The following is a 24,211-nucleotide window of genomic DNA, read 5'->3' as shown; positions in this document are numbered from 1 at the left end:
TAGGGGCGTGCGGTTGACCATCCTCGGCGGGGGCGGATTCCGCGTCCCGCTCGTCTACGGAGCACTCCTGGGGGACCGCGGCGAGGGCCGGGTGTCCCACGTGACGCTGTACGACGAGGATCCCGGCCGGCTCACCGCCATGGCCCGGGTGCTCGCCGACCAGGCCGCGGCGACGGGCGCGGCGGACGCCCCGGCCGTCACCGCCACCGGGGACCTCGACGAGGCCCTGCGCGGGGCCGACTTCGTCTTCTCCGCCATCCGGGTCGGCGGACTGGAGGGCCGGGCCGCCGACGAGCGGATCGCCCTGGCCGAGGGCGTGCTGGGCCAGGAGACGGTCGGCGCCGGCGGGATCGCGTACGGGCTGCGGACCGTTCCCGTGGTGCGCGAGATCGCCCGCAGGATCGCCCGCGCGGCCCCGGAGGCCTGGGTCATCAACTTCACCAACCCCGCCGGGGTGGTCACCGAGGCCATGGCCGAGGTGCTCGGTGACCGCGTCATCGGGATCTGCGACTCCCCGGTCGGGCTCGGCCGCAGGATCGCCCGGCTGCTCGGCGCCCGGCCCCAGGACGCCTGGATCGACTACGTCGGCCTCAACCACCTCGGATGGGTGCGCGGCCTGCGGGTGGGCGGCCGGGACGAGCTGCCCCGGCTGCTGGCCGACGACAAGGCCCTGGAGTCCTTCGAGGAGGGCCGCCTCTTCGGGGCCGACTGGCTGCGCTCCCTCGGCGCGATCCCCAACGAATACCTCCACTACTACTACTTCAACCGCGACACCGTGCGGGCGTACCAGGAGGCCGAGCGGACGCGCGGCGCCTTCCTGCGCGACCAGCAGCGCGCCTTCTACGCCGAGACCGGACGGCCGGACGGGCCGCCCGGGTCGGCGCTCGCCGCCTGGGACCGGACCCGGGCCGAGCGCGAGGCCACGTACATGTCCGAGAACCGCGAGGTGGCGGGCGTGGGGGAGCGCGAGGAGAGCGACCTGGAGTCCGGCGGCTACGAGAAGGTGGCCCTCGCCCTGATGCGGGCCATCGCCCGGGACGAGCGGGCCACCCTGATCCTCAACGTCCGCAACCGCGGCACCCTGTCGGTGCTCGACGCGGACGCCGTGATCGAGGTGCCCTGCCTGGTCGACGCCAACGGGGCCCACCCGGTCGCCGTGGACCCGCTGCCGCTGCACGCGGTGGGGCTCGTGACCTCGGTGAAGGCCGCCGAGCGGGAGGTCCTCGCCGCCGCGGCGAGCGGTGCGCGGGCCGATGCCGTCAAGGCCTTCGCCCTGCACCCGCTGGTGGACTCCGTGACCGTGGCCCGGCGGCTGCTGGACGGATACGCGACGGAGCACCCGGGGCTCGGCTACCTGCGCTGACGCCGGGGAGGGGGAACGGGGCGGGGCGAGGGCGGGGCCGCGGCCGGGGTTCGCGCGCGGGCGGCCCACCCGTACGGCGGCTTGCGGCATGCGGGGGCGGCGGTCCGCTGTGACAGTGCGAGAGTGACCACTGCTCCCGCCCCGGCCGGGGCGCCCCCCGTGCTCGACCGGCGCAGGCGCAACGTCGTCTTCGGCACGATCATGCTGGGCGTGCTGCTGGCCGCGCTCGACCAGACGATCGTGGGCACCGCCCTGCCGACCATCGTCGCGGACCTGGGCGGTGCGGCCCACATGTCGTGGGTGGTGACCTCGTACCTGCTCGCGGAGACCGTCGCGACGGTGCTGGTGGGAAAGTTCGGCGACCTCTTCGGACGCAAGCTCGTCTTCCAGGTCTCCGCCATCGTCTTCATCACCGGCTCCTTCCTGTGCGGCCTCGCCTCCAACATGACCCTGCTCATCCTGTGGCGGGGCGTGCAGGGCGTCGGCGCCGGCGGCCTGATGGTCACCTCGATGGCGCTGATCGCCGACGTGGTGCCGCTGCGCGAACGGGGCAAGTACCAGGGCGCGATCGGTGCCGTCTTCGGCGTCGCGACGGTGATCGGGCCGCTGCTCGGCGGATTCTTCACCGACCACCTGAGCTGGCGCTGGGCCTTCTACGTCAACGTCCCGATCGCGATCCTGGTGGTCGTGGCGGCCGCCCGGACCATCCCCTCGGTGCGGGCCGCCGGGCGGCCCGTGATCGACTACCTGGGCATCGCGCTCGTCGCGGCCGGCGCGAGCGCGCTGATCCTGGCCACCAGCTGGGGCGGGAACGAGTACGCCTGGAACTCCCCGGTCATCATCGGCCTGTTCGCGGGGGGCGCGCTGGCCCTGGCGCTGTTCTGCCTGGTGGAGACCCGGGCCGCCGAACCGATGCTGCCGATGCGGCTGTTCCGCAACCCCGTCTTCACGGTCTGCTCGGTGCTGAGCTTCATCGTCGGCTTCGCCATGCTCGGCGCGATGACCTTCCTGCCCACCTACCTCCAGTACGTGGACGGGGATTCGGCCACCGTCTCGGGCGTACGGACCCTGCCGCTCGTCATCGGCCTGCTCATCGCGTCGGTCTTCAGCGGCAACGTCACCAGCAAGACGGGCCACTACCGGATCTTCCCGATCGTGGGCAGCGCGGTCATGGCCGTCGGCCTGTACCTGCTGTCGCGGATGGGGCCGCAGACCGGCGCCTGGCTGGAATCCCTGTACATGTTCGTTCTCGGCGTCGGCATCGGCCTGTGCATGCAGGTGCTCACGATCGCGGTGCAGAACACCGTCGACTACGCCGACCTCGGCACCGCCACGTCCGGCGTCACCTTCTTCCGTACGCTCGGCAGCTGCTTCGGGACCGCGGTCTTCGGGACCATCTACGCCAACAGCCTGGAGCCGGCGCTGAAGGCGGGCGTGGCGGAGGCCGCCCGCGCCACCGGGGCCGGTCCGGCGGCGCTGGCGGCGGCGGCCCAGAGCCCGCAGGGGGTGCACGGGCTCGACCCGGCGGCGGCCGGCCCGATCGTCGACGCGTACACCGAGGCGCTGCAGACGGTGTTCCTGTGGACCGTGCCGGTGGCGCTGGTCGGCTTCGTCGTCGCGCTGTTCCTCAAGGAGGTCCACCTGCGCGACACCGCGCGGGCCGCGTCCACGGACATGGGCGACGGCTTCGCCTCGCCGGCCACGGCCTCGGGGGATTCGGCCAAACTGCTGGAGCTGGCCGTGGGCCAGATCGTGAGGGGGATGGGGCAGGACACGGCGCGCGCGATCGTCGAGGGCTCCGACACGCGGCTGGACATCGCGGGCGCATGGGCCGTGATGCAGGTGGACCTGCTGACCCGGACGGTCGGCCACGCCGGGCTCGGCCTGATCGCGGCGCGCCGGTCGGTCCCGCCCGAGGTGCTGCTGCCGGTCTTCGACCGGATGACCGAGGAGGGCTACCTGGCGCGGCACGACGGCTACTTCGCGCTGACCTCGGGCGGGGAGCGGGAGGCGGGGGTGATCTCCGCCGCGTGGGCGCAGTGGCTCGGCGACCAGTTGGAGAAGGACCGGGGACGGCCGCGCAGCGCGGAACTGAGGGTGGCGGCAGACGCGATCGCGAAGCGGCTGCTCGCGGAGGACCTGCGCGACGGCAATTTCGCGCCACGGCTGGTCCAGCGGGGGTAGTGCCGGGGAACTCGCGGCGGTCGCCGGTCGTCCTTCCCGGCGAAGGGCGTCGCGTACGGGCAAGGCGGGGGGTACCGCTCATGGCGATCACACTGGCGGAAGAGGTCGTGCTGCTGTCCCTGGACGGGGTGTCCGGGGCGGCGGGTCAGCGGCAGGCGGCGGGCTGGGCCGCCGCGGGGGGCATACTCCTCGAACTGGTCATGGCGGAGCGGGTCTCGGTGACCGGCAAGTACCTGGAACTGCGCAGTACCGCCCCCACCGGGGTGCGGCTGCTGGACGGCCGGATCCTGATGATCGAGTCCTGGCTGCGGGGCCGCAGCAAGCGGCGGGTGACGGACTGGCTGACGAAGGACCACGCCAAGGCGGTCGGTGCCGCGCTGGACGGCCTCTGTGAGCGGGGCATCGTCGGGTCGGAGGTGCACAAGGTGCTCGGGGTGTTCCCACAGCGCCGCTACCCCGAGGCCGACGCCACCGCGGAGCGCGAGCTGAGGGACCGGCTCGGGGCCGTGGTCCTGGACGGCGCCGACCCCGACGGGCGTACGGCCGGTCTCATCGCCCTGCTGCACACGGCCAAGCTGCACCGGCTCGCCTTCCCGGGCCGGCCGGCCCGGCAGGTGGCGCCGCGGATGGGGGAGATAGCCGCCGGGCAGTGGGCGGGCGAGGGCGTCCGCGCGGCCATCCGGGACATGCAGGCCGCGGTGGCCGCCGTCACGGTGGTGATGGCCGCCTCCACGGCGGTCTGAGCGGCGGGGTGTCCCAAGCGGTGGTCCGCGGGGCCGTCGGGGCCGTCGGGGCCGGGCCGGTCGGGTAGTCGTACGAGGGCACGTGCGGCAGCATCGGGAGGTCCGGGCGCCAGCTGCGCAGCACGGCGGCCGTCGGCGGGTAGAGGGCGGAGGGGATCGAGGCCGGGGCGAACCACTGCCAACGCGCGATCTTGTGCGGCTCGGTGACGGTGGGGCTGCCCTCGGCGGACCGGGTGAGGGCGGCGGCCGTCAGCCTGGTCAGGCCGGAGCCCGCGTCGATCTGCACCGCGAGCACCTCGATGGCCCCGGGCGCGGCCCGCAGGGCGGTTTCCTCGGCGAGCTCCCGCGCGGCGGCCTGCTCGAAGCCCTCCCCGGGATCGACCTTGCCGCCCGGCAGTTCCCACCGGCCGTCGTGCGCCTGACCGAGCAGCAGCCGGCCGTCGGGGCCGAGGACGATCAGCCCGACGCCCACCACGGCGTTGGGTCGGGGGACGGCCCGTACGGCCGGAGCCTTCGCGGCGGCCCGCTCTTCGGTAGCCATGGCTCCATTTGCCGGTGGCGCCCGATCGTTTGTCAAACCCGGCCCGGCCCGTAAGCCGACGAGCGCACGGAATCGGACATCTGTACGGGTTTCGGTCAGGGGCTGTCCGTGCAGGCTCTGGGCGGTCCGATCGTCGTACGGTCCGTCGGCTCAGGGGGCGCAATGGCACACATGCTGGTCATCGGCGGAGGGGTGGCGGGACTGGCGGCCGCACTGCTCGCCGCCCGTCGGGGGCACACCGTCGAGCTGTTCGAGCGGGACACCCGTGCTCCCGGTACCGCCCTGGACCGGGACTTCTTCGGCTGGCGCCGCCCGGCCGTCCCCCAGGCCGCCCAGCCGCACGCCCTGCTCGGTGCCGCCCGCAAGGTGCTGGTCGCCGAACTGCCCGACGTACACGCGGAGATGCTCCGGCTCGGCGCGCGCGAGCGGCACGAGCTGGACTGGTTCGACGTGCGCCCGCCGGCCCGGCCGGGCGACGAGGACCTGATCATGCTCCAGGCGCGCCGGATCGTGCTGGAGAGCGCCCTGGCCACCGCGCTGCGGTCCGAGCCGGGGGCGGTGGTGCGCTACGGGGAGCCGGTCTCGGGGCTGACGGCCGTATCCGGGTCCGCGGCGACGGCCCTGTCGGATGCGGTGCGGGCACCGGCGTACGGGACGGGGCTCTCCACGGGGGCGGGGACGGGGGCGGGGGCGGGGATACGGGTGACCGGGGTGACCACGGCCGGCGGCGCGTACGAGGGGGACCTCGTCGTGGACGCCGGCGGCCGGCGGGGCGGCGTCGAACGGTGGCTGGCCGCGGCGGGCTGCCGCCCCGGCACCGTCGAGCGGCACCGCACCGGCCTCGCGTACTTCTGCCGCTGGTACCGGCTGCCCGCCGGGATGGAGGACGGGCCGCGCAGGCCGTGGACGGTGACCGGCGGGGGCTTCGCGGGCTGCGCCGTGTTCCCGGCCGACAACGGCACCTTCGCCGTGACCCTGTTCGTCCACACCGAGGACCCCACCCGCTCGGCGCTGCGCGAACCGGCCGTCTTCGAGGCGGCGGCCCGGTCCTTCCCGCCCGGCGAGGCCTGGCTGGGGCTGGGCGCCGCTCCGTTGTCGGGGGTCCTGGCCACCGCGGGCCTGGACAACCGGTGGAGCGCCTTCGCCGACCAGAGGGGCCCGGTGGTGAGCGGGCTGGTGCCCGTCGGGGACGCCCTTACGCACACCAACCCGACCCTGGGACAGGGGACCTCCCTCGCCCTGTGGGCCGCGCACCGGGTGGCGCGGACCGTGCACCTGGAGGCCGGGTCCGACCGCTTCGCCGCCGAATACCACGACTGGGCCGTCCGTACGATCAAGCCCTGGTTCGACTTCCAGGTCGTCGCCGACGCGGCCATCGGGGACCGCTTCGCGACCCGGGCCTCCCGGACCGGAACGGCACGGGAGGCGGCCGCGCTGTTCGAATGCGCACTGGAGGACCCGGAGGTGATGCGGGCCCGGGCCAGGGTCCGCCACCTCGTCGACCCGCCCGAACGGGCCTACGCGCACCCCCTGATCCGGGCCCGCGTCACCCGCTGGCTCGCGGCCCGGCCGGATTACGCCCCGAACGCGGTGGGGCCGGACCGGGCCGAGTGGGAGAAGCTGACGGCCGGCTGACCTCCGCGCGCGGCCCCTGCGACGCCCCCGCGACGCCTCTCAGACCCCTCAGGCTCCTCTGCAGCCTCTGCAGCCTCTGTGGTCCCTGAGGCCCCTCCTGCCTCTGCGGCCCTCACGGCCGCGCGGCTCCCGCGGCGGCGCCGGGCCGGTCAGCCTCCGGTGCCCAGCACCTCGGCGAGGTCGTAGCCGACGACCTCCTCCAGCTGCGCGTACGTACAGCTCTCCGGGGTGCGGTCGGGCCGCCAGCGGGCGAACTGTGCGGTGTGGCGGAAGCGGTCGCCCTCCATGTGGTCGTACTTCACCTCGCAGACCCGCTCGGGGCGCAGGGGGACCCAGGACAGGTCCTTCTTGCCGGTCCACCGGCTCTGCGCGCCCGGCAGCCGGGCGCTCTCGTGCGCCGATTCCTCGGCCCACGCCGCCCAGGGGTGCCCCGCCGGGTCGGGCATGCGCAGGGGATCCAGCTCCTCGACCAGCTCCGCCCGGCGCTTCATCGGGAAGGCGGCGCAGACCCCCACGTGCTGGAGCCCGCCCCGGTCGTCGTACAGGCCCAGGAGCAGCGATCCGACAATCGGACCGCTCTTGTGGAAGCGAAAACCCGCGAGGACGACGTCCGCCGTACGCTCGTGCTTGATCTTGAACATCAGGCGGGCGTCGGGCCGGTAGGGGAGGTCGAGGGGCTTCGCGACGACCCCGTCGAGTCCGGCGCCTTCGAACCGCTCGAACCACTCCCGCGCGAGCGCGGGGTCGGTGGTCGCGGGCGCGAGGTGCACGGGGGGCCGAGCGGTGGAAAGGGCGTTGACCAGGGCGGTACGGCGGTCACCGAGCGGGGTGTCCAGGAGCGACACGTCGTCGAGGGCGAGCAGGTCGAAGGCCACGAAACTGGCCGGGGTGGTCTCGGCGAGCAGTTTCACGCGGGACGCGGCGGGATGGATCCGCTCCGTGAGCCGCTCGAAGTCGAGCCGCCCGCCCTGCACGATCACGATCTCCCCGTCCACCACGCAACGGGGCGGCAGGTTCTCCTTGAGGGCCGCCACCAGCTCCGGGAAGTACCGGGTCAGGGTCTTTCCCGTGCGGCTGCCGATCTCCAGCTCCTCGCCGTCGCGGTGCACGATGGCGCGGAAACCGTCCCACTTCGCCTCGTACTGCATTCCGGGCGGGATCTTCGCCACGGACTTGGCGAGCATGGGCTTCACGGGGGGCATCACCGGCAGATCCATGTCCTCGATTCTGCGGTCGTACGTGCGGACCCGCCCGGTGTGCGCGCCCGGCCGGGCCCGCCTACCGTGGCGCTCATGGGTGCTGCGGGTGGTGCGATCGAGCTCGACGCCGGCGGGCGGGCGGTACGGCTGTCCAGTCCGGACAAGGTGTACTTCCCCGAGCGCGGCCTCACCAAGAGGGACGTCGCCGAGTACTACCTGGCCGTGGCGGACGGGATCACCCGCGCGCTGCGCGACCGCCCCACCACCCTGGAGCGGTACCCGGACGGGGTGGAGGGCGAGTCCTTCTTCCAGAAGCGCGCCCCGAAGAACCTCCCCGACTGGATCCCGACCGCCCACATCTCCTTCCCCAGCGGGCGCACCGCCGACGAGATCTGCCCGACCGAGCCGGCCGCCGTCCTGTGGGCCGCCAACCTGGGCTGCCTCACCTTCCACCCCTGGCCGGTGCGCCGCGCGGACACCGACCGACCGGATGAACTGCGCATCGACCTCGATCCGCAGCCGGGCACCGACTACCACCACGCGGTGGCCGCCGCCCACGAACTGCGGGCGCTGCTGGACGAACTGGGTCTGCGCGGCTGGCCCAAGACCTCGGGCGGGCGCGGGCTGCACGTCTTCGTGCCCATCGCCCCGCGCTGGACCTTCACCGAGGTACGCCGGTGCGCGATCGCCCTGGGGCGGGAGCTCGAACGGCGGATGCCCGAACAGGTCACCACCGCCTGGTGGAAGGAGGAGCGCGGCGAGCGCATCTTCGTCGACTACAACCAGACCGCCCGCGACCGGACCATCGCCTCGGCGTACTCCGTCCGCCCCCGCCCGCACGCACCGGTCTCCGCGCCGCTGCGCTGGGACGAGGTGGACGACGCGGAACCGCGCGACTTCGACATCGTGACCATGCCGGCGCGCTTCGCCGAACTGGGCGACCTGCACGCCGACATGGACGAGCACGCCTTCGGCCTGGAGGCCGTGCTGGAACTCGCCGCGCGGGACGAGCACGAGCACGGGCTGGGCGACCTGCCCTATCCTCCGGACCATCCCAAGATGCCGGGCGAGCCCAAGCGGGTGCAGCCGAGCCGGGCGAAGCACGAGGACTGAGCCGCCGGTCCGCTTACGTCGGGGTGCGATACGCACTTCGAAGTGCCTCCTTCTCCTTCCGTCACGGCCGTTCCTCGGGTGGCCGGCACGTTGCGCCTGTCGGAGGCCGTCCGCGCGCACCGGCGTCTGGAGCGGGGCGGGCTGCGCGGCCGGCTCGTCCTCGTCCCGTAGCCGGACACCGGGCCGCTCCGTCCCGCGGTGCACCACGCCCGAGACCCGGAACCCGGTGGCTTCTTCCGGTCGCCGCACTAGGCTCGGGCCCGTGAGGACCTTCGATGCGCGGCCGCTGCTCTTCCTGGATGTCGACGGGCCCCTGATCCCCTTCGGGGGAACGGGCCATCCCGTGGCCGCCACGGCCGGTCATCCGTTGCTGGGACGGCTGGATCCGGGCCACGGGGCCCGGCTGCTGGCGCTGCCCTGCGAGCTGGTGTGGGCCACGACCTGGGGCGAGGAGGCCAACGAGACCATCGCCCCGCGGATCGGGCTGCCGCGGCTGCCGGTGGTCGACTGGCCGGAGCCCACGGAGGACGAGGGGCGCGGCGGCCTCCACTGGAAGACCCGTCCGCTCCTCGCCCGCGCGCAGGGGCGCCCCTTCGTCTGGGTGGACGACGAGATCACCGCCGCCGACCGGGCCTGGGCCGCCGACCGTCACCCGGCGCCCGCGCTGCTGCACCGGGTCGATCCCCGTTCGGGTCTCACGCCCGCGGACTTCGACGCCCTCGCTCAGTGGCTGACCTGCTGTTGATGAGCTGTTGATCGGACGTCCATCGGGGCGCAGCAGGATCGGCGGCATGTCGATGAACACCACTGCCACCACCGCCCCCGCCTGGTACGACCTCGCGCTGTGCGCCCAGACGGGCCCGGCCTTCTTCTTCCCGGAGCCCGGTTCCTCGCTCCGGGACGCGAAGCGGCTGTGCGGGGCGTGTGAGGGGCGGGCGGCGTGCCTGGAGTACGCCCTGGCCAACGACGAGCGGTTCGGCGTCTGGGGCGGCCTCTCGGAGACGGAACGGCAGGCCCTGCGCCCGCGTCGCTGAGCGCCGCCCGCGGTCCGGCCCCGTACGTGGTGAAGCCCCGGCAGGTCCTCCTGCCGGGGCTTCACCACGTACGGGCGTACGGACCGGGGCCCCTCAGGGGCCCGCCGTCGGTGTCGGTCAGCCCTTGCGGGCGGCCAGGCGCGCGGCGCGGGCGGCCAGGCGCTCGTCGAACTTGCGGGCCTCGGAGTCCAGCCCGTTCATGAAGAGCCCGAGCTCCTCCTGGGCCTTCTGGCCCTCGGGGCCGAGCCCGTCGATGTCCATGATCTTGAGGAAGCGGATCACGGGGCTCAGCACGTCGTCGTGGTGGATCCGCAGGTTGTAGACCCCGCCGATCGCCATCTGCGCGGCCATCCGCTCGAAGCCGGGCATGCCGTGTCCGGGCATCCGGAAGTTCACGACCACGTCCCGCACGGCCTGCATCGTCAGGTCCGGGGCGATCTCGAAGGCGGCGCCCAGCAGGTTGCGGTAGAAGATCATGTGCAGGTTCTCGTCCTGCGCGATGCGTGCCAGCATCCGGTCGCAGACCGGGTCACCGGACTGGTGGCCGGTGTTGCGGTGCGAGATGCGCGTCGCGAGCTCCTGGAAGGCGACGTAGGCCACCGAGTGCAGCATCGAGTGGCTGTTGTCGGACTCGAAGCCCTCCGACATGTGCTGCATCCGGAACGCTTCCAGCTTGTCCGGGTCCACGGCGCGCGAGGCCAGCAGGTAGTCGCGCATCACGATGCCGTGGCGGCCCTCCTCGGCGGTCCAGCGGTGCACCCAGGTGCCCCACGCGCCGTTGCGGCCGAAAAGGCTCGCGATCTCGTGGTGGTAGCTGGGGAGGTTGTCCTCGGTCAGCAGGTTGACGACCAGCGCGATCTTGCCGATGTCGGTGACCTTGGACTGCTGGGGGTCCCAGGCCTCGCCGTCCTCGAAGAAGCCGGGGAAGTTCCGGCCGTCGCTCCACGGGACGTACTCGTGGGGCATCCAGTCCTTGGTGACCTTCAGATGGCGGTTGAGCTCCTTCTCGACCACCTCTTCCAGCGCGTACAGCAGCTTGGCGTCGGTCCACGCCTCCGAGCTGCCGAGGTGGGGAGAGGTGATCGTCACGGGTGCTCCTGGGGACAAAGCGAATTACCTACGGTTCCGTAGCCTACGGAGTCGTAGGTTAAGCGCGACATCAAGGCCAGCCAAGCCCCACGCGTCGATATGTCCGGTTACGTCCGGTTATTTGCGCAGTTTGCGAGGGTCTTTCGGGGCTTCAGAAAGGTGAGATTCACGCCAGAAGGTGGTCGGTGGCTTCCGCTTTGACGGTCGGGAGCGGCGCGCGGAGCACTTCGGGCGGACCGGTGCCGCGGTTCTCGGAGCCCGTGGTTCCGATGTGGGCCGAGACGTTGCCCTCCCGGCCGGAGCGGAAACGGTCCGCGCTCCCGCCGAGCGGGGCGCCGGCCCGCGCGGGGCCCACGGCGGTGGTGGTCGTACGCGTGCCCTTCGCGTCCACGCGTCGGTCGGGACGAGCGTTCGGGGGTCCCGGGGCGGTGGCGCGGACGGCGTCGCGCGAGTCGGCGGCGGGCAGGGCCGGCGGGCGCGGGCGCTCCGCCGGGCCGCGGTGGCGCGACGGCTTCATGTGCGAATCGCGCGGCGTCGGACCGCACGGGCCGTCGGGCCGATCGCCGCGACGGCTCACGCGAGGGAATCACCGGCTCCAGGGAAGCCGCCGACCGTGAACGGAATGCCCGACGCCGCGCGCTCCCGGCCCGGCCGCGCAACGCGGCTGCTCCGCGAGCGCCCTGCGGTCCGGCCCCGCGCGGTCCGGCCCCGGCCCCGCGCGGTCCGGCCCCGTGCCTCCGGGCCTCCGGCCCCCGGTCCCCGGGTCTCACCCCGGCCCCCGGCCGCAGGCTCCGGGCCGCAGCCCGTGGTCCCCGGGCCTCAGCCCCCGGCCCCGGCGCCGGGTCGCAGAGCCCGGCCCCGGGGGCTGAGGACCGGGGGCCGGGGGCCGGGGACCCGGTGGTCCGTCCGTCGGTTCGGCGGCCCGGTCGGGGTTCACCCGGGCCATCGGGACTCCCTGACCTCCTCGGCGCTGGTGGGGCGCAGCGTGCCGTCGAGCAGCAGCCATCGCGTGATGCCGATGGACTCCAGGAACGGCACGTCGTGGCTCGCCACCACCAGGGCGCCCTCGTACGCCTCCAGGGCGCCGGCGAGCTGCCGGACGCTCGCCAGGTCGAGGTTGTTCGTCGGTTCGTCCAGCATCAGCAGCCTGGGAGCCGGCTCCGCCAGCAGCAGCGCCGCCAGCGTCGCCCGGAAGCGTTCGCCGCCCGAGAGGGTGCCGGCCGCCCGGTCCGCACGGGCGCCCCGGAACAGGAAGTGCGCCAGCCGCGCCCGGATCTGGTTGTCCGTGGCCTGCGGGGCGAACCGCGCCACGTTCTGAACGACCGAGCGGTCGTCGTCCAGCACGTCGAGCCGCTGCGGCAGGAAGCGCGCCGGTACGTGCGTGACCGCCTCGCCGGACACCGGAGGCAGCAGCCCCGCGACGGTCCGCAGCAGGGTGGTCTTGCCCGAGCCGTTGCCGCCGACCAGGGCGATCCGCTCCGGTCCGCGCACCTCCCACTCGCCCGGCACCGAGGCCCCGTGCGCGAGCCGCAGATCGCTCAGGGTGAGGACCCGACGGCCCGGCGGCACCTCGGTGGCGGGGAGCTCGATGCGGATCTCGGCGTCGTCGCGGACCGCTTCCGCCGCCTGGTCCAGCCGCTCGCGGGCGTCCGCCAGCCGCTCGGTGTGCAGGATCCGGTGCTTGCCGGCCGATTCCTGGGCGGCGCGTTTGCGGGCACCCATGACGATCTTCGGCTCACGCTTGGTGTCGTACATCTTCTGGCCGTACCGCTTGCGCCGCGCCAATTTGAGGTGGGCGTCGGACAGTTCGCGCTTCTGGCGCTGTACGTCGGCCTCGGCGGCCCGGACCGTCCGCTCGGCCGCCTCCTGTTCCGTGGCGAGCATCCGCTCGTACGCGCTGAAGTTGCCGCCGTACCAGTGGACTTCGCCGTCGTGCAGGTCGGCGATCTGGTCGACCCGCTCCAGCAGCTCCCGGTCGTGGCTGACCAGGACCATCACCCCGGACCAGGACTCGACGGCCGCGTACAGGCGCTGCCGGGCCCTCAGGTCCAGGTTGTTCGTCGGTTCGTCGAGCAGCAGCACGTCCGGACGGGCGAGCAGCAGCGCCGCGAGCCGCAGCAGGACGCACTCGCCGCCCGACAGTTCGCCGACGGTGCGGTCCAGGCCGATCCGGGCGAGCCCGAGCTGGTCGAGCGTGGCCAGGGCGCGCTCCTCCACGTCCCAGTCGTCGCCCACGGCGGCGAAGTTCGCCTCGGTGGCCTCGCCCGCCTCGATGGAGTGCAGCGCGGTGCGGGTGGCGCGGATGCCGAGCGCCTCGTCCACGCGCAGGGCGGTGTCGAGGGTGGCGTCCTGAGGGAGGTGGCCGAGGGTCCCGGCGACGGAGATCCGCCCACCGGACGGGGTCAGTTCGCCGGCGGCGAGCTTCAACAGGGTGGACTTCCCACACCCGTTGAGCCCGATCAGGCCGGTGCGGCCGGGGCCGACGGCCAGCTGGAACCCGTCGAAGACGGGGGTTCCGTCGGGCCAGTCGAAGGACAGGGCGGAGCAGGAGAGAAAGGCAGAGGGGTGACTCATGGAGGCCTCCAGGTTGCGTGAGTGGTGAGTGCAACGCGGGGAGACAGCCGACGTGTCGGTCACAGGGATGTGGTGGCGGTCGGTGTCTCGGACCTCAGAAGAGCAACGTCCTACTCCGTTTCGGCGGGGATGGGGCGTTCACGACGGTACGGACGGCCGCGGGCGTCCGCAAACGAATTGGGGCCGCTCCCCGTGGACCGCGCCGGGCGGGCGCGGTCCACGGGCAACGGCCCGGGTTCGAACGGACGGGGGAGGATCAGCAGGAGCCCCGCATCAGCTCGTCCAGGCTCTGGTCCATGTCGAGGTACATGTGCTCCAGCCCCGGCGGCACCACGGCGGAGGCCCGTTCCAGGAACCGCTGGAGTTCGGCCGTCAGCATCAGCACGATCGCGACGCCCTCCGGCGCGTGGAACTCCACCGTCGTCCGGTCCCCGTCGTACGGCCGCACGCGCACGTCACCGCAGCCGGCCGGGTGCTGGAGGCCGGAGGTCAGCAGCTCGCGGGCGAAGGTCCACGAGACCTCGACGCCCTCCAGCGTGGCCGGGGCGGGGAAGGCCATGCGGACGGCGAAGGGATCCGCGCGGTCGTAGCAGAGGGTGACGGGCACGGTCTCGACCTTCGGCGCGGTGGCGACCAGACGGGCCTGCACGGCCTGCTCGATGACAGTGATCAAGGCTCACTCCCTTGCAGCGGATCTGCGGCCGGGCTGTGGGGTGGGACCCGGCAACCGGATAGACGCCGGAATCGGCAAATCCGTGCACGGCGGATGACGTGAGCTGTGTCACCGATTGGCCTGATCTCCCCTGTGTGATCGCACAGAGTGAGGGCGGGAACAGCCTGGATGCAGGGTGATCAGTCGGCGCCGCAAGCCCCGGAGTGATCGCAATAAGGCTGGTTACCGCTCACTCCACAGGCGCAAAGGACCACCCGGGTCTCCCGGTGCGCACGACCGTCCGGGGTGGTCACGCTGAGTTCCCCGCGCAGCACCAACTGGCCGTCGGGGGACCGCGTGACGCTGGTCGGCCGGTCCCCCTCCTCCGCCGGGCCCCCGGACAGCAGGTACTGGAGCGCGCCCGACGGGCAGCGCCGGATCACCTCGGCGACCCGCTCCGGCCCGGACCCGTCGGGATCGATCCACGGGCGCCGCCCGGTGTCGAACACCTCGGGCAGGCCGCGGACGCACTCCGCCGCGTGCAGGCACCGCCCGGAGTCGTAGGTGACGGTGACGTTCTTGCCTTCGTAGGCCTTCGGTCCTTTGGAGGGCATGGCCCCACAGTAGGAACGTGCGGCTCCCGACGCACCCTGGACGGCGGATGTGGGGTGCGTTAGCTTCCCGCGCCATGAGACTTCTGGGAGTTGGCATGTGCGCGGCAGCCCTGCTGGTGGGGCTGGCCGTCGCGCCGGCGCAGGCGGACACCGGAGCGGGAGACGGCCCCGGTGCCGGATTACGGGGCGCCGGCTGGGCACTGAAGGCGACCGGCAAGGACGCCCGGTTCCGCGGGCTCGCGGCCGTCAGCCGCAGCACGGCCTGGGTGGCCGGCACCAAGGGGACCGTCCTGCGCACCGGCGACGGCGGCCGCAGCTGGCAGGACGTGTCACCGCCGGGGGCGGTCGCCGAGGGGCTGGAGCTGCGCGACATCGAGGCCTTCGACGCGCGGCGGGCGGTCGCCCTGTCCATCGGCGAGGGCGAGGCCTCGCGGGTGCTGCGCACCGAGGACGGCGGCGCCACCTGGACCGAGACCTTCCGCAACCCCGATCCACGGGCCTTCTACGACTGCCTCACCTTCCTCGACGCCCGGCACGGACTGGCGATGAGCGACCCGGTGGACGGGAAGTTCCGCATCCTGGCCACGGACGACGGCGGCCGCAGCTGGCGGGTGCTGCCGGACACGGGAATGCCGGCGGCCCTGCCGGGCGAGGCCGCCTTCGCGGCGAGCGGGCAGTGCCTGGTGGCCTCCGGGCCGCGCGACGTCTGGCTGGCCACCGGCGGCGGCCCGGTCGCCCGGGTGCTGCATTCCCCGGACCGGGGGCTGACCTGGCGGGCCGCCGACTCCACCGTCCCGGCCGGCGACCCGGCCCGCGGGGTCTTCGCCCTGGCCTTCCGCGACCGTACGACGGGCCTCGCGGTCGGCGGCGACTACCGCGCCGGCCAGGCTTCGCCGCAGGCCGCCGCCCGCACCGCCGACGCGGGCCGGGGCTGGAGCCGGGCGGCCACCCCGCCGCCCGCCTACCGCTCGGGCGCGGCCTGGTTCCCGTACGGCCGCTCGACCGCGCTGGCGGTGGGCCCGACGGGCACGGACGTCACCACGGACGCGGGCCGCACCTGGCGGACCCTGGACGCGGGGTCCTACGACACCGTGGACTGCACGGCCGACGGCGGCTGCTGGGCGGCGGGGGAGAAGGGGCGGGTGGCCCGGCTGGAGGTGCTCAGGACGCCGGGCCGGTGAGCGGGTCCTTGATGAACAGGTCCATGCCCGGGTAGCGGCCGGCGGTGAACCCGGCGGCCCGGTAGACGGGCTCCCCGTCGGCGCTCGCGTGCAGCTGCACGTGGTGGATGCCCAGGTCGCCGAGCCGGCCGACGAGGGCGTCGACGATCCGGCGGCCGTGGCCCCGCCCGCGCGCGGCGGTGTCCGTGACGATCCCGTCGAGGTAGCCGCGCCGTCCGTCGGGCCGTCCGGGGTTCGGCAGGTGGTACGTGACCCAGGCCATCCCGCCGGCCAGCAGGGGCTCGCCCGGAGCGCCGCCGACGACCATGCAGTACACGTCGGACCGGCCGGTCAGCCGCTCCCGGAACCAGCCGTCGGCGGCCTTCCGCCAGGGTGCGTCGCCGGGGCCGGGGTCGGTCCCGAGGGAGTCCAGTGCGACGGCGCGCAGGCGTATCAGTTCGGGGATGTCGGCGACTTCGGCGGGACGGGGCTGCACGGCGGTACCTCCGGTACGTCGGGGAGTGGTGCGGGAACGAACCGCCCTCACCGGTCGGCGCACACGCCGGACCGTCCCGCCGCCGGCCGGGCGGACGGGCTCGGGCCGGGTGGCGGGAGGGCGGGCGGGGAGCGTCAGGCGGGCAGGGTCTCGCGGACCGCGGCCAGGTCGGAAGAGGTCTTCGTGGCGATGAACTCGGTGATGCGGTAGGAGCAGACGCCCGCCACCGTGAAGGGGTCCTCGGCCGCGATCTGCTCGACCTCGGCGCGGGAGACGCCCGCGGCCAGGATGATCCCGCCCTCGCGCGGGACCTTGCGGCCCGAGGCGAGGAAGACGCCGGACGCGTAGTACCCGTCCAGCCAGGCGATGTGGGCGTCCATCTCTTCCTCGACGGACTCGACGGGCGCGGTGTAGGTGAGCTCCATGACGAACATGATCGCCAGGCTACTCTCGCACTCCATGACGACTGTGAAGACCCCCGCCGACGAGGTCGAGGCCCGCGCGATACAGGACGAACTCCGCGACCGGGTCGTGCTCGACGAGCCCGGCCCGCTCCCCGGCCGGGGACTGATCGCCGGAGTGGACGTGGCCTACGACGACGAGCGCGACCTGGTCGCCGCCGCGGCCGTCGTCCTCGACGCCGCCACCCTGGAGCCGGTGGGTGAGGCGACCGCCGTCGGGCACGTGAGCTTCCCGTACGTACCCGGGCTGCTGGCCTTCCGCGAACTGCCGACCGTACTGGCCGCCCTCGACGCCCTCGCGGTCGTCCCGGACCTCGTCGTCTGCGACGGCTACGGCCTCGCCCACCCCCGCGGCTTCGGCCTCGCCTGCCACCTCGGGGTGGTCACCGGGCTGCCGAGCATGGGCGTCGCCAAGAACCCGTTCACGTTCACCTACGTGGAACCGGGCGCCCGGCGCGGCGACTCCTCCGCGCTCCTGGCACCCGACGGCGCCGTCGTCGGGCGGGCGCTGCGCACCCGGGACGGGGTCAAGCCGGTGTACGTGTCCGTGGGCCACCGGGTCTCGCTGGACAACGCCTGCGCCCACGCCCTCGCCCTGAGCCCCGCGTACCGGATCCCCGAGACCACCCGGCGCGCCGACTCGCTGTGCCGGCGCGCCCTGCGCGAGGCCTCCTGACGGCCGGTCGCCGGGCGCCGGACACACGCCGGCCGATGTCCCGGGGCCGGGGCCGGGGCCGGGCCGGGGCCGGACGGTGCGTCAGCGCGCGTCGGCCACCCGGAAGCGGATCCCCGCCTTCTGGAGCCGGTCCAGCAGGGCGTCGCCCATCGCCACCGCCGTGGTGAGCTGGCCGGCCCGCTCCGGCAGGGCGTCCTGGGCCAGGCAGAGCGCGGACTCGGCCAGCATCTTGGCGGTCTCCCCGTAGCCGGGGTCCCCGCCCGACACCTCGGTGAAGACCCGCCGCCCGCCGCCCCCGCCGACGAACCGGAGCGTGAACCAGCTGCGCGCGCGGCGCTGCGCGTCGGGCCCGCTGCCCGGCTCCCAGCGGCCCATCAGCCACCGCCGGGCGGCCGGGACCTGCGCCAGGGCCACCGTCGCGCCCATGGCCGCCGTCCCGCCGATGGCGACCGGGAGGTGGCGCACGGAGGCGTAGTGCCGGTAGCGGAAGTCCGGCCCGTACCGCTCCAGGGCCGCCGCCGACCGGGCCACGACGGCCGGGTCCAGGGTGGGCAGCGGCAGGGCCCAGGTCCCGGTCTCCCGGCTGAAGCGCGGGGCGCCCACGGGACCCCGTACCCGGCGGTCCGGCAGCCGCGGCTGGTGCAGTCCGCGGGCGCGCGCGGCGGCCAGGGTCTGCGGGCCCCGCCCCAGCGCGGTCAGGGCGGAAGCGAGCGTACCGCCGGAGAACAGCGCGTTGGAGCGGACGAAGCCGTCCACCCGCAGGGGCACCCCGGCGGGCAGCCGGCGCACCGTGAAGTACGCCCCCAGGTCGGCCGGGATCGAGTCGAACCCGCAGGCGTGCACCAGGCGCGCCCCCGTCTCCCGGGCCCGCGCGTCGTGCGCGACGTACATCCGGTCGACGAACTCCGGCTCCCCGGTGAGGTCCACGTAGTCGGTGCCCTCCTCGGCGCAGGCCGCGACCAGCCCGGCCCCGTACCAGATGTACGGGCCCACCGTGGTGGCCAGCACCGCGGTGGAGGCGGCGAGTTCGCGCAGGGCGCCGGTGTCGGCGGCGTCGGCCCGCACCAGCGGCAGGCGGGCGCACGCCGGGTCGAGGGCGGCCAGCCGTTCGCGCAGCCGTTCCAGCTTGCCGAGGTCGCGGCCGGCCAGCGCCCACCGCAGACCGGCCGGGGCGTGCAGCGCGAGGTACTCGGCCGTCAGTGCCCCGACGAACCCGGTGGCGCCGAAGAGGACGATGTCGTAGGCCCGTTGCGGTCGGCTCCGCCGGACGTGCTCGTTCATGAACCGCTCCTCCCAGCTGGTATCGGTGGCTGAGGCTAGCGTGGGGGTCGGCCGCCCGTGCGAGCGGGTGACGGGCCGGTGTGACCGGCGGTGAGGAGGAGCGTCGATGAAGGCTGCGGTGCGCAAGTGGGAGAAGGTGCGCGCGTTTGCCCTAGGGCTGCCCGAGGCGGTGGAGGAGCATCCCTGGGGGCCCGAGGACGGTGTGGTGAAGGTCAACAAGAAGATCTTCGTCTTCCTGGGGAACGCTGACGGCCCCGGGCCGCCCGGCCTCTCCGTGAAGCTGAAGGACGAGGCCCTGCACGGGCACGCGATGACCGCTCCCGGGGCGGCGCCCACCGGGTACGGGCTCGGCAGGGCGGGCTGGGTGTCCGTACCGCTGGGGGAGAAGGGGGCCCCGTCGGCCGAGGTGCTGTGCGAATGGGTGGAGGAGAGCTACCGGACCGTCGCCCTCAAGCGGCACGTCAGGGAACTGGACGCCCGGAGCCCGGAACCGGCCACACGGGAAATCGACTAAGCGCTTGCTCTTGTGCTGCGTGGAACACGTTCCTAGCATCGCTGGTGTTACATCAGTTGTGTCACACGTATGCGCAGGCGCCGCGGACGCGCACACCAGGATGCTGGGGGCTCGATGGCAGTGACAGCAGGCCCGCTCGCGGGAGTACGCGTCGTCGAACTGGCCGGCATCGGACCGGGGCCGTTCGCCGCGATGGTCCTCGCCGACCTCGGCGCGGACGTGGTGCGCGTGGACCGGCCCGGCGGCGGCGCCCTGGGCATCGACCCGGCCTACGACATCACCAACCGGGGCAAGCGCTCCGTCGTGCTCGACCTCAAGTCCGCCGACGGCCCCGCCCGCGTGCTGGAGCTGGTCGAACGGGCCGACGTACTGATCGAGGGCTTCCGCCCCGGGGTCGCCGAGCGGCTCGGGGTCGGCCCGGCCGACTGCCACGCCCGCAACCCGAAGCTGGTCTACGGCCGGATGACCGGGTGGGGCCAGGAGGGCCCGCTCGCCCACGCCGCCGGGCACGACATCGCGTACATCGCCGTCACCGGCGCCCTCGGCATGATCGGCGACCCGGACGGGCCCCCGGCGGTACCGGCCAACCTGGTCGGCGACTACGCGGGCGGCTCCCTCTACCTCGTCATCGGCGTCCTCGCCGCCCTCCAGCACGCCCGCACCCCCGGCGGCACCGGCCAGGTGGTGGACGCCGCGATCGTCGACGGCACCGCGCACCTCACCGCCATGATCCACGGGATGGTCGCGGCCGGCGGCTGGCAGGACCGGCGCGGAGCCAACCTCCTCGACGGCGGCTGCCCCTTCTACGGCACCTACGAGACCTCCGACGGCCGCTACATGGCGGTCGGCGCGCTGGAGCAGCAGTTCTACGACACCTTCGTGGAACTCCTCGGCATCGGGGACCAGGCCGACGCCCGCAAGGACCCGGCCCGCTGGGGCGCGCTGCGCGAGGCCGTCGCCGCCCGCTTCAGGACCCGTACCCGCGCCGAGTGGACCGAGGTCTTCGAGGGCACCGACGCCTGCGTGGCCCCCGTGCTCTCCCTGCGCGAGGCGCCGCACCACCCGCACCTCGCCGCCCGCGCCACCTTCACCGACTTCGGCGGGATCACCCAGCCCGCCCCCGCGCCCCGGTTCTCCGCGACCCCGGCGGCCGTCACCGCGGGCCCCGCCCTGCCGGGCGCCGACACCGCGGCGGTGGCCCGGGACTGGGACGTGCCGGGCCTGACGGGAACAGCGACGGAAACCGGAACCGGGAAGGGCGAGGACGCCTGATGGAACTGTCCATGCTGCTCGACTACGCGGGCGATCCCCGCAAGGCCGCCGACGAGGCCGCGGCGCTGGAGGCCGCCGGGCTCGACGCCGTGTGGGTGGCCGAGGCCTGGGGCTTCGACTCCCCGACCATCATGGGGTACCTGGCGGCCCGCACCGAGCGGATGAAGATCGGCTCGGCCATCCTCAACGTGTACTCCCGCACCCCGGCGCTCATCGCCCAGACCGCCGCCGGACTGGACGCGGTCTCCGGCGGCCGGGCGCTGCTCGGCCTCGGCGCCTCCGGGCCGCAGGTGGTCGAGGGCTGGCACGGGAAGCCGTACGACAGGCCGCTCGGCCGGACCCGGGAGACCGTCGAGCTGTGCCGGCGCGTGTGGCGCCGCGAGACGATCGACCACCACGGCATCACCGACATGCCGCTGCCGGCGTCGATGGGCAGCGGGCTCGGCAAACCCCTGAAGATCCTCACCCGGCCGGTGCGCTCCGCCGTTCCCGTCTACATCGCCTCGCTCGGCCCGGCCAACGTGCGGATGACCGCCGAGATCGCGGACGGCTGGCTGCCCACCCTCTTCATCCCGGAGAAGGCCGCCGCGGTGTGGGGCGGCCCGCTCGCCGAGGGGACGGCCAGGAGGCCGCCGGAACTGGGTCCGCTCCAGACGGTGGCGGGCGGCCTGCTGGCCATCGGCGAGGACGCGGCCGCCGCGCGGGACCTCGCGCGCCCGCAGATCGCCCTGTACGTCGGCGGCATGGGCGCGCCCGGAAAGAACTTCTACAACGACCTCGCCGTCGCCTACGGGTACGGCGAGGAGGCCCGCAGGATCCAGGAGCTCTACCTCGCCGGACGCAAGCGCGACGCCGCTGCCGCCGTCCCGGACGAGTTCTGCGAGCTCATGACCCTGTGCGGGCCCGAGGGCTACGTGCGCGAGCGCGTCGAGGCGTTCCGGGAGGCGGGCGTCACCATGCTCAACGTCACGCCCGTCGGCCCCGAGCCGGCCCGCCTGATCGAAACCGTCAAGAGCTGGCTCTAGGGGGACCGGACCGATGCAACGCCGTATCTTCGACGCCGACCACGAGGCGTTCCGCGAGACCGTCCGCACCTTCCTGAACAAGGAGGTGCTGCCGCACTACGACCAGTGGGAGAAGGACGGCATCGTCAGCCGCGAGGCCTGGCGGGCCGCGGGCCGCCAGGGCCTCCTCGGCCTCGCCGTGCCCGAGGAGTACGGGGGCGGCGGCAACCCCGACTTCCGCTACGCGGCCGTGATCGCCGAGGAGTGCACCCGGGCCGGGGCCCCCGGCCTCGCCATCGGCCTGCACAACGACATCATCGGCCCCTACCTCACCTCGCTGGCGACCGAGGAGCAGAAGGGGCGCTGGCTCCCCGGCTTCTGCTCCGGCGAGACCATCACCGCGATCGCGATGACCGAGCCGGGCGCGGGCAGCGACCTCCAGGGGATCCGCACCACCGCCGAGGACCGGGGCGACCACTGGCTGCTCAACGGCTCCAAGACCTTCATCTCCAACGGCATCCTCGCCGACCTGGTGATCGTGGTCGCCAAGACCACCCCCGAGGGCGGGGCCCACGGCCTGTCCCTGCTGGTCGTCGAGCGCGGCACGGAGGGTTTCGAGCGCGGCCGCAACCTCGACAAGATCGGCCAGAAGGCGCAGGACACCGCCGAACTCTTCTTCCACGACGTGCGCGTCCCCAAGGAGAACCTGCTCGGCGAGCAGAACGGCGCCTTCGTCCACCTGATGACCAACCTCGCGCAGGAGCGCATAGGCATCGCGATGGCCGCGATCGCCGCCGCCGAACACCTGGTGGAGATCACCACGCAGTACGTGAAGGAGCGCGAGGCCTTCGGCAGGCCCCTCGCCAAGCTCCAGCACATCCGCTTCGAGATAGCGGAGATGGCCACCGAGTGCGCGGTCACCCGGGCCTTCCTCGACCGCTGCATCACCGACCACGCGAACGGCGACCTGGACCACGTCCACGCCTCGATGGCCAAGTGGTGGGCCACGGAACTCCAGAAGCGCGTCGCCGACCGTTGCCTGCAACTGCACGGCGGGTACGGCTACATGAGCGAATACCGGGTCGCCCGTGCCTTCACCGACGGCCGCATCCAGACCATCTACGGCGGCACGACCGAGATCATGAAAGAGATCATCGGCCGCTCCCTCCTCGGCTGACGCCGGACCTTCAGAAAGGCTTGACCAGTGAGCACCGAAGCGTACGTGTACGACGCGATCCGCACGCCGCGCGGACGCGGCAAGGCCAACGGCGCCCTGCACGGCACCAAGCCGATCGACCTGGTCGTCGGCCTCATCCACGCCCTGCGCGAGCGCAACCCCGGCCTGGACCCCGCCGGCATCGACGACATCGTGCTCGGCGTCGTCGGCCCCGTCGGCGACCAGGGCTCCGACATCGCACGCGTCGCGGCCATCGCCGCCGGCCTCCCGGACACCGTGGCGGGCGTCCAGGAGAACCGCTTCTGTGCCTCCGGCCTGGAAGCCGTCAACCTGGCCGCCGCCAAGGTCCGCTCCGGCTGGGAGGACCTGGTCCTCGCGGGCGGCGTGGAGTCCATGTCCCGGGTCCCGATGGCCTCCGACGGCGGCGCCTGGTTCAACGACCCGATGACGAACTGGGACGTCAACTTCGTCCCGCAGGGCATCGGCGCCGACCTGATCGCCACCATCGAGGGCTTCTCCCGCCGGGACGTCGACGAGTACGCCGCCCTCTCCCAGGAGCGCGCCGCGACGGCCATCAAGGACGGCCGCTTCGCCGGGTCGGTCGTGCCGGTCACCGACCGCAACGGCCTCGTGGTCCTGGACCACGACGAGTTCGTCCGCCCGGGAACCACCGCCGACACCCTCGCCAAGCTGAAGCCCTCCTTCGCCGACATCGGCGACCTCGGCGGCTTCGACGCCGTCGCGCTGCAGAAGTACCACTGGGTGGAGAAGATCGACCACGTCCACCACGCGGGCAACTCCTCCGGCATCGTCGACGGCGCCTCCCTCGTCGCCATCGGGTCCCGCGAGGCCGGCGAACGCCACGGCCTGCGCCCGCGCGCCCGGATCGTCTCGGCGGCCGTCTCCGGATCCGAGCCCACCATCATGCTCACCGGCCCGGCCCCGGCCACCCGCAAGGCCCTCGCCAAGGCCGGACTGACCATCGACGACATCGACCTCGTCGAGATCAACGAGGCCTTCGCCGGCGTCGTGCTGCGCTTCGTCAAGGACATGGGCCTGTCCCTCGACAAGGTCAACGTCAACGGCGGCGCCATCGCGCTCGGCCACCCGCTCGGCGCCACCGGTGCCATGATCCTCGGCACCGTCGTCGACGAACTGGAGCGCCAGGACAAGCGCTACGGGCTCGTCACCCTCTGCGTCGGCGGCGGCATGGGCGTCGCCACCATCGTCGAACGCCTCTAGTCCCTCCCGGATCCCGCCCCGCCCGCGCCGCCGGGATCCGAACCGGACGACCCAGCAGCACGGCGCGGCGAAGGCCCGGCCACCGGGCCCGACCGCCGCGCGGTGCGCCCGAGCCGGACCCTCCCGGCCTCCTCCGGGCCCGGCCCCTTCCGCCCGGCCCCGCCGAACCAGACTTCCACGGAGAGAC

The 24,211-nt window shown here is 73.7% G+C and carries 24 protein-coding genes; 14 read left to right on the top strand and 10 right to left on the bottom strand.

The window, feature by feature from the left end; all coding sequences use genetic code 11:
- The first annotated feature begins 7 nt into the window (after positions 1-7).
- From OG295_RS05155 to OG295_RS05145, 3 genes are all read left to right on the top strand, one after another.
- Positions 8-1,363 (top strand): 6-phospho-beta-glucosidase, encoded by a 1,356-nt coding sequence (locus OG295_RS05155; RefSeq protein WP_371675766.1) that lies wholly within the window; start codon positions 8-10, stop codon positions 1,361-1,363.
- A gap of 201 nt (positions 1,364-1,564) precedes the next feature.
- The gene (locus tag OG295_RS05150; RefSeq protein ID WP_371681113.1) at positions 1,565-3,547 is read left to right on the top strand and encodes an MDR family MFS transporter; all 1,983 of its coding nucleotides are present in this window, start codon (positions 1,565-1,567) and stop codon (positions 3,545-3,547) included.
- Positions 3,548-3,627: 80 nt separating this feature from the next.
- Complete coding sequence (locus tag OG295_RS05145; RefSeq protein ID WP_371675765.1) at positions 3,628-4,290, top strand: GPP34 family phosphoprotein; 663 nt, start codon at positions 3,628-3,630, stop codon at positions 4,288-4,290.
- Here OG295_RS05145 and OG295_RS05140 read toward each other — a convergent pair.
- The gene (locus tag OG295_RS05140; RefSeq protein ID WP_371675764.1) at positions 4,256-4,831 is read right to left on the bottom strand and encodes an NUDIX hydrolase; all 576 of its coding nucleotides are present in this window, start codon (positions 4,829-4,831) and stop codon (positions 4,256-4,258) included. The genes OG295_RS05145 and OG295_RS05140 overlap by 35 nt on opposite strands.
- 162 nt (positions 4,832-4,993) lie before the next feature.
- Between OG295_RS05140 and OG295_RS05135 the strand changes: the two genes are divergently transcribed.
- On the top strand, positions 4,994-6,466 hold the full coding sequence (locus OG295_RS05135; RefSeq protein ID WP_371675763.1) for an NAD(P)/FAD-dependent oxidoreductase: 1,473 nt from the start codon (positions 4,994-4,996) through the stop codon (positions 6,464-6,466).
- A 149-nt stretch (positions 6,467-6,615) separates the two neighbouring features.
- Here OG295_RS05135 and OG295_RS05130 read toward each other — a convergent pair whose 3' ends face one another.
- The gene (locus tag OG295_RS05130; RefSeq protein ID WP_371675762.1) at positions 6,616-7,683 is read right to left on the bottom strand and encodes an ATP-dependent DNA ligase; all 1,068 of its coding nucleotides are present in this window, start codon (positions 7,681-7,683) and stop codon (positions 6,616-6,618) included.
- A 75-nt stretch (positions 7,684-7,758) separates the two neighbouring features.
- On the opposite strand from OG295_RS05130, the gene ligD reads away from it, so the two are divergent.
- The 3 genes from ligD to OG295_RS05115 all read left to right on the top strand — a co-directional run bounded on the left by ligD (position 7,759) and on the right by OG295_RS05115 (position 9,812).
- Positions 7,759-8,778, top strand: a complete 1,020-nt coding sequence (gene ligD / locus OG295_RS05125) for a non-homologous end-joining DNA ligase (protein WP_280913484.1) — start codon at positions 7,759-7,761, stop codon at positions 8,776-8,778.
- Positions 8,779-9,040: 262 nt separating this feature from the next.
- Positions 9,041-9,523: an HAD domain-containing protein gene (locus OG295_RS05120; protein WP_285540583.1), complete on the top strand. Its 483-nt coding sequence runs from the start codon at positions 9,041-9,043 to the stop codon at positions 9,521-9,523.
- A gap of 46 nt (positions 9,524-9,569) precedes the next feature.
- Positions 9,570-9,812, top strand: a complete 243-nt coding sequence (locus tag OG295_RS05115; RefSeq protein WP_030224819.1) for a WhiB family transcriptional regulator — start codon at positions 9,570-9,572, stop codon at positions 9,810-9,812.
- Between the two features lie 117 nt (positions 9,813-9,929).
- Here OG295_RS05115 and OG295_RS05110 read toward each other — a convergent pair whose 3' ends face one another.
- From OG295_RS05110 to OG295_RS05090, 5 genes are all read right to left on the bottom strand, one after another.
- A complete protein-coding gene (locus OG295_RS05110) occupies positions 9,930-10,901 on the bottom strand; it encodes an acyl-ACP desaturase (RefSeq protein WP_371675761.1) in 972 nt (323 codons plus the stop codon).
- A gap of 166 nt (positions 10,902-11,067) precedes the next feature.
- A complete protein-coding gene (locus OG295_RS05105; RefSeq protein ID WP_371675760.1) occupies positions 11,068-11,418 on the bottom strand; it encodes a hypothetical protein in 351 nt (116 codons plus the stop codon).
- A 416-nt stretch (positions 11,419-11,834) separates the two neighbouring features.
- Positions 11,835-13,475, bottom strand: a complete 1,641-nt coding sequence (locus tag OG295_RS05100) for an ABC-F family ATP-binding cassette domain-containing protein (protein ID WP_371675759.1) — start codon at positions 13,473-13,475, stop codon at positions 11,835-11,837.
- Positions 13,476-13,731: 256 nt separating this feature from the next.
- The gene (locus OG295_RS05095) at positions 13,732-14,148 is read right to left on the bottom strand and encodes an SsgA family sporulation/cell division regulator (RefSeq protein WP_266843793.1); all 417 of its coding nucleotides are present in this window, start codon (positions 14,146-14,148) and stop codon (positions 13,732-13,734) included.
- Positions 14,149-14,327: 179 nt separating this feature from the next.
- A complete protein-coding gene (locus OG295_RS05090) occupies positions 14,328-14,741 on the bottom strand; it encodes a (4Fe-4S)-binding protein (protein ID WP_371675758.1) in 414 nt (137 codons plus the stop codon).
- A gap of 95 nt (positions 14,742-14,836) precedes the next feature.
- Here OG295_RS05090 and OG295_RS05085 point away from each other — a divergent pair, with 95 nt between their 5' ends.
- On the top strand, positions 14,837-15,922 hold the full coding sequence (locus OG295_RS05085) for a WD40/YVTN/BNR-like repeat-containing protein (protein WP_371675757.1): 1,086 nt from the start codon (positions 14,837-14,839) through the stop codon (positions 15,920-15,922).
- Here the strand turns inward: OG295_RS05085 and OG295_RS05080 are convergent.
- Together OG295_RS05080 and OG295_RS05075 are read right to left on the bottom strand one after the other, a co-directional pair.
- Positions 15,903-16,397 carry an N-acetyltransferase family protein gene (locus OG295_RS05080; protein WP_371675755.1) on the bottom strand — a complete coding sequence of 165 codons (495 nt, stop codon included), beginning with the start codon at positions 16,395-16,397 and terminating at the stop codon, positions 15,903-15,905. The genes OG295_RS05085 and OG295_RS05080 overlap by 20 nt on opposite strands.
- A gap of 134 nt (positions 16,398-16,531) precedes the next feature.
- Positions 16,532-16,831, bottom strand: a complete 300-nt coding sequence (locus OG295_RS05075; protein WP_371675753.1) for a YciI family protein — start codon at positions 16,829-16,831, stop codon at positions 16,532-16,534.
- Between the two features lie 25 nt (positions 16,832-16,856).
- Here OG295_RS05075 and OG295_RS05070 point away from each other — a divergent pair, with 25 nt between their 5' ends.
- Entirely contained in the window at positions 16,857-17,534 is a 678-nt protein-coding gene (locus OG295_RS05070; protein WP_371675752.1) for an endonuclease V, read from the top strand.
- An 81-nt stretch (positions 17,535-17,615) separates the two neighbouring features.
- On the opposite strand, the gene OG295_RS05065 is transcribed toward OG295_RS05070, so the two are convergent.
- Entirely contained in the window at positions 17,616-18,815 is a 1,200-nt protein-coding gene (locus tag OG295_RS05065) for a trans-acting enoyl reductase family protein (protein ID WP_371675751.1), read from the bottom strand.
- A 106-nt stretch (positions 18,816-18,921) separates the two neighbouring features.
- Between OG295_RS05065 and OG295_RS05060 the strand changes: the two genes are divergently transcribed.
- The 5 genes from OG295_RS05060 to OG295_RS05040 all read left to right on the top strand — a co-directional run bounded on the left by OG295_RS05060 (position 18,922) and on the right by OG295_RS05040 (position 24,024).
- A complete protein-coding gene (locus OG295_RS05060) occupies positions 18,922-19,329 on the top strand; it encodes an MmcQ/YjbR family DNA-binding protein (RefSeq protein WP_371675750.1) in 408 nt (135 codons plus the stop codon).
- 114 nt (positions 19,330-19,443) lie between these two features.
- Complete coding sequence (locus OG295_RS05055) at positions 19,444-20,601, top strand: CaiB/BaiF CoA transferase family protein (protein ID WP_371675749.1); 1,158 nt, start codon at positions 19,444-19,446, stop codon at positions 20,599-20,601.
- Positions 20,601-21,626 carry an LLM class F420-dependent oxidoreductase gene (locus OG295_RS05050; protein WP_371675748.1) on the top strand — a complete coding sequence of 342 codons (1,026 nt, stop codon included), beginning with the start codon at positions 20,601-20,603 and terminating at the stop codon, positions 21,624-21,626. The genes OG295_RS05055 and OG295_RS05050 overlap by 1 nt, the downstream gene beginning before the upstream one ends.
- A gap of 13 nt (positions 21,627-21,639) precedes the next feature.
- A complete protein-coding gene (locus OG295_RS05045; protein WP_371675747.1) occupies positions 21,640-22,782 on the top strand; it encodes an acyl-CoA dehydrogenase family protein in 1,143 nt (380 codons plus the stop codon).
- A gap of 27 nt (positions 22,783-22,809) precedes the next feature.
- Positions 22,810-24,024: an acetyl-CoA C-acetyltransferase gene (locus tag OG295_RS05040; protein ID WP_371675745.1), complete on the top strand. Its 1,215-nt coding sequence runs from the start codon at positions 22,810-22,812 to the stop codon at positions 24,022-24,024.
- Positions 24,025-24,211: the final 187 nt, after the last annotated feature.

The sequence above is a fragment of the Streptomyces sp. NBC_01276 genome (genome assembly GCF_041435355.1).
GTDB lineage: Bacteria > Actinomycetota > Actinomycetes > Streptomycetales > Streptomycetaceae > Streptomyces.
Note: the sequence above shows the minus strand (reverse complement) of the source record. Positions and strands in the feature narration are given on the sequence as shown.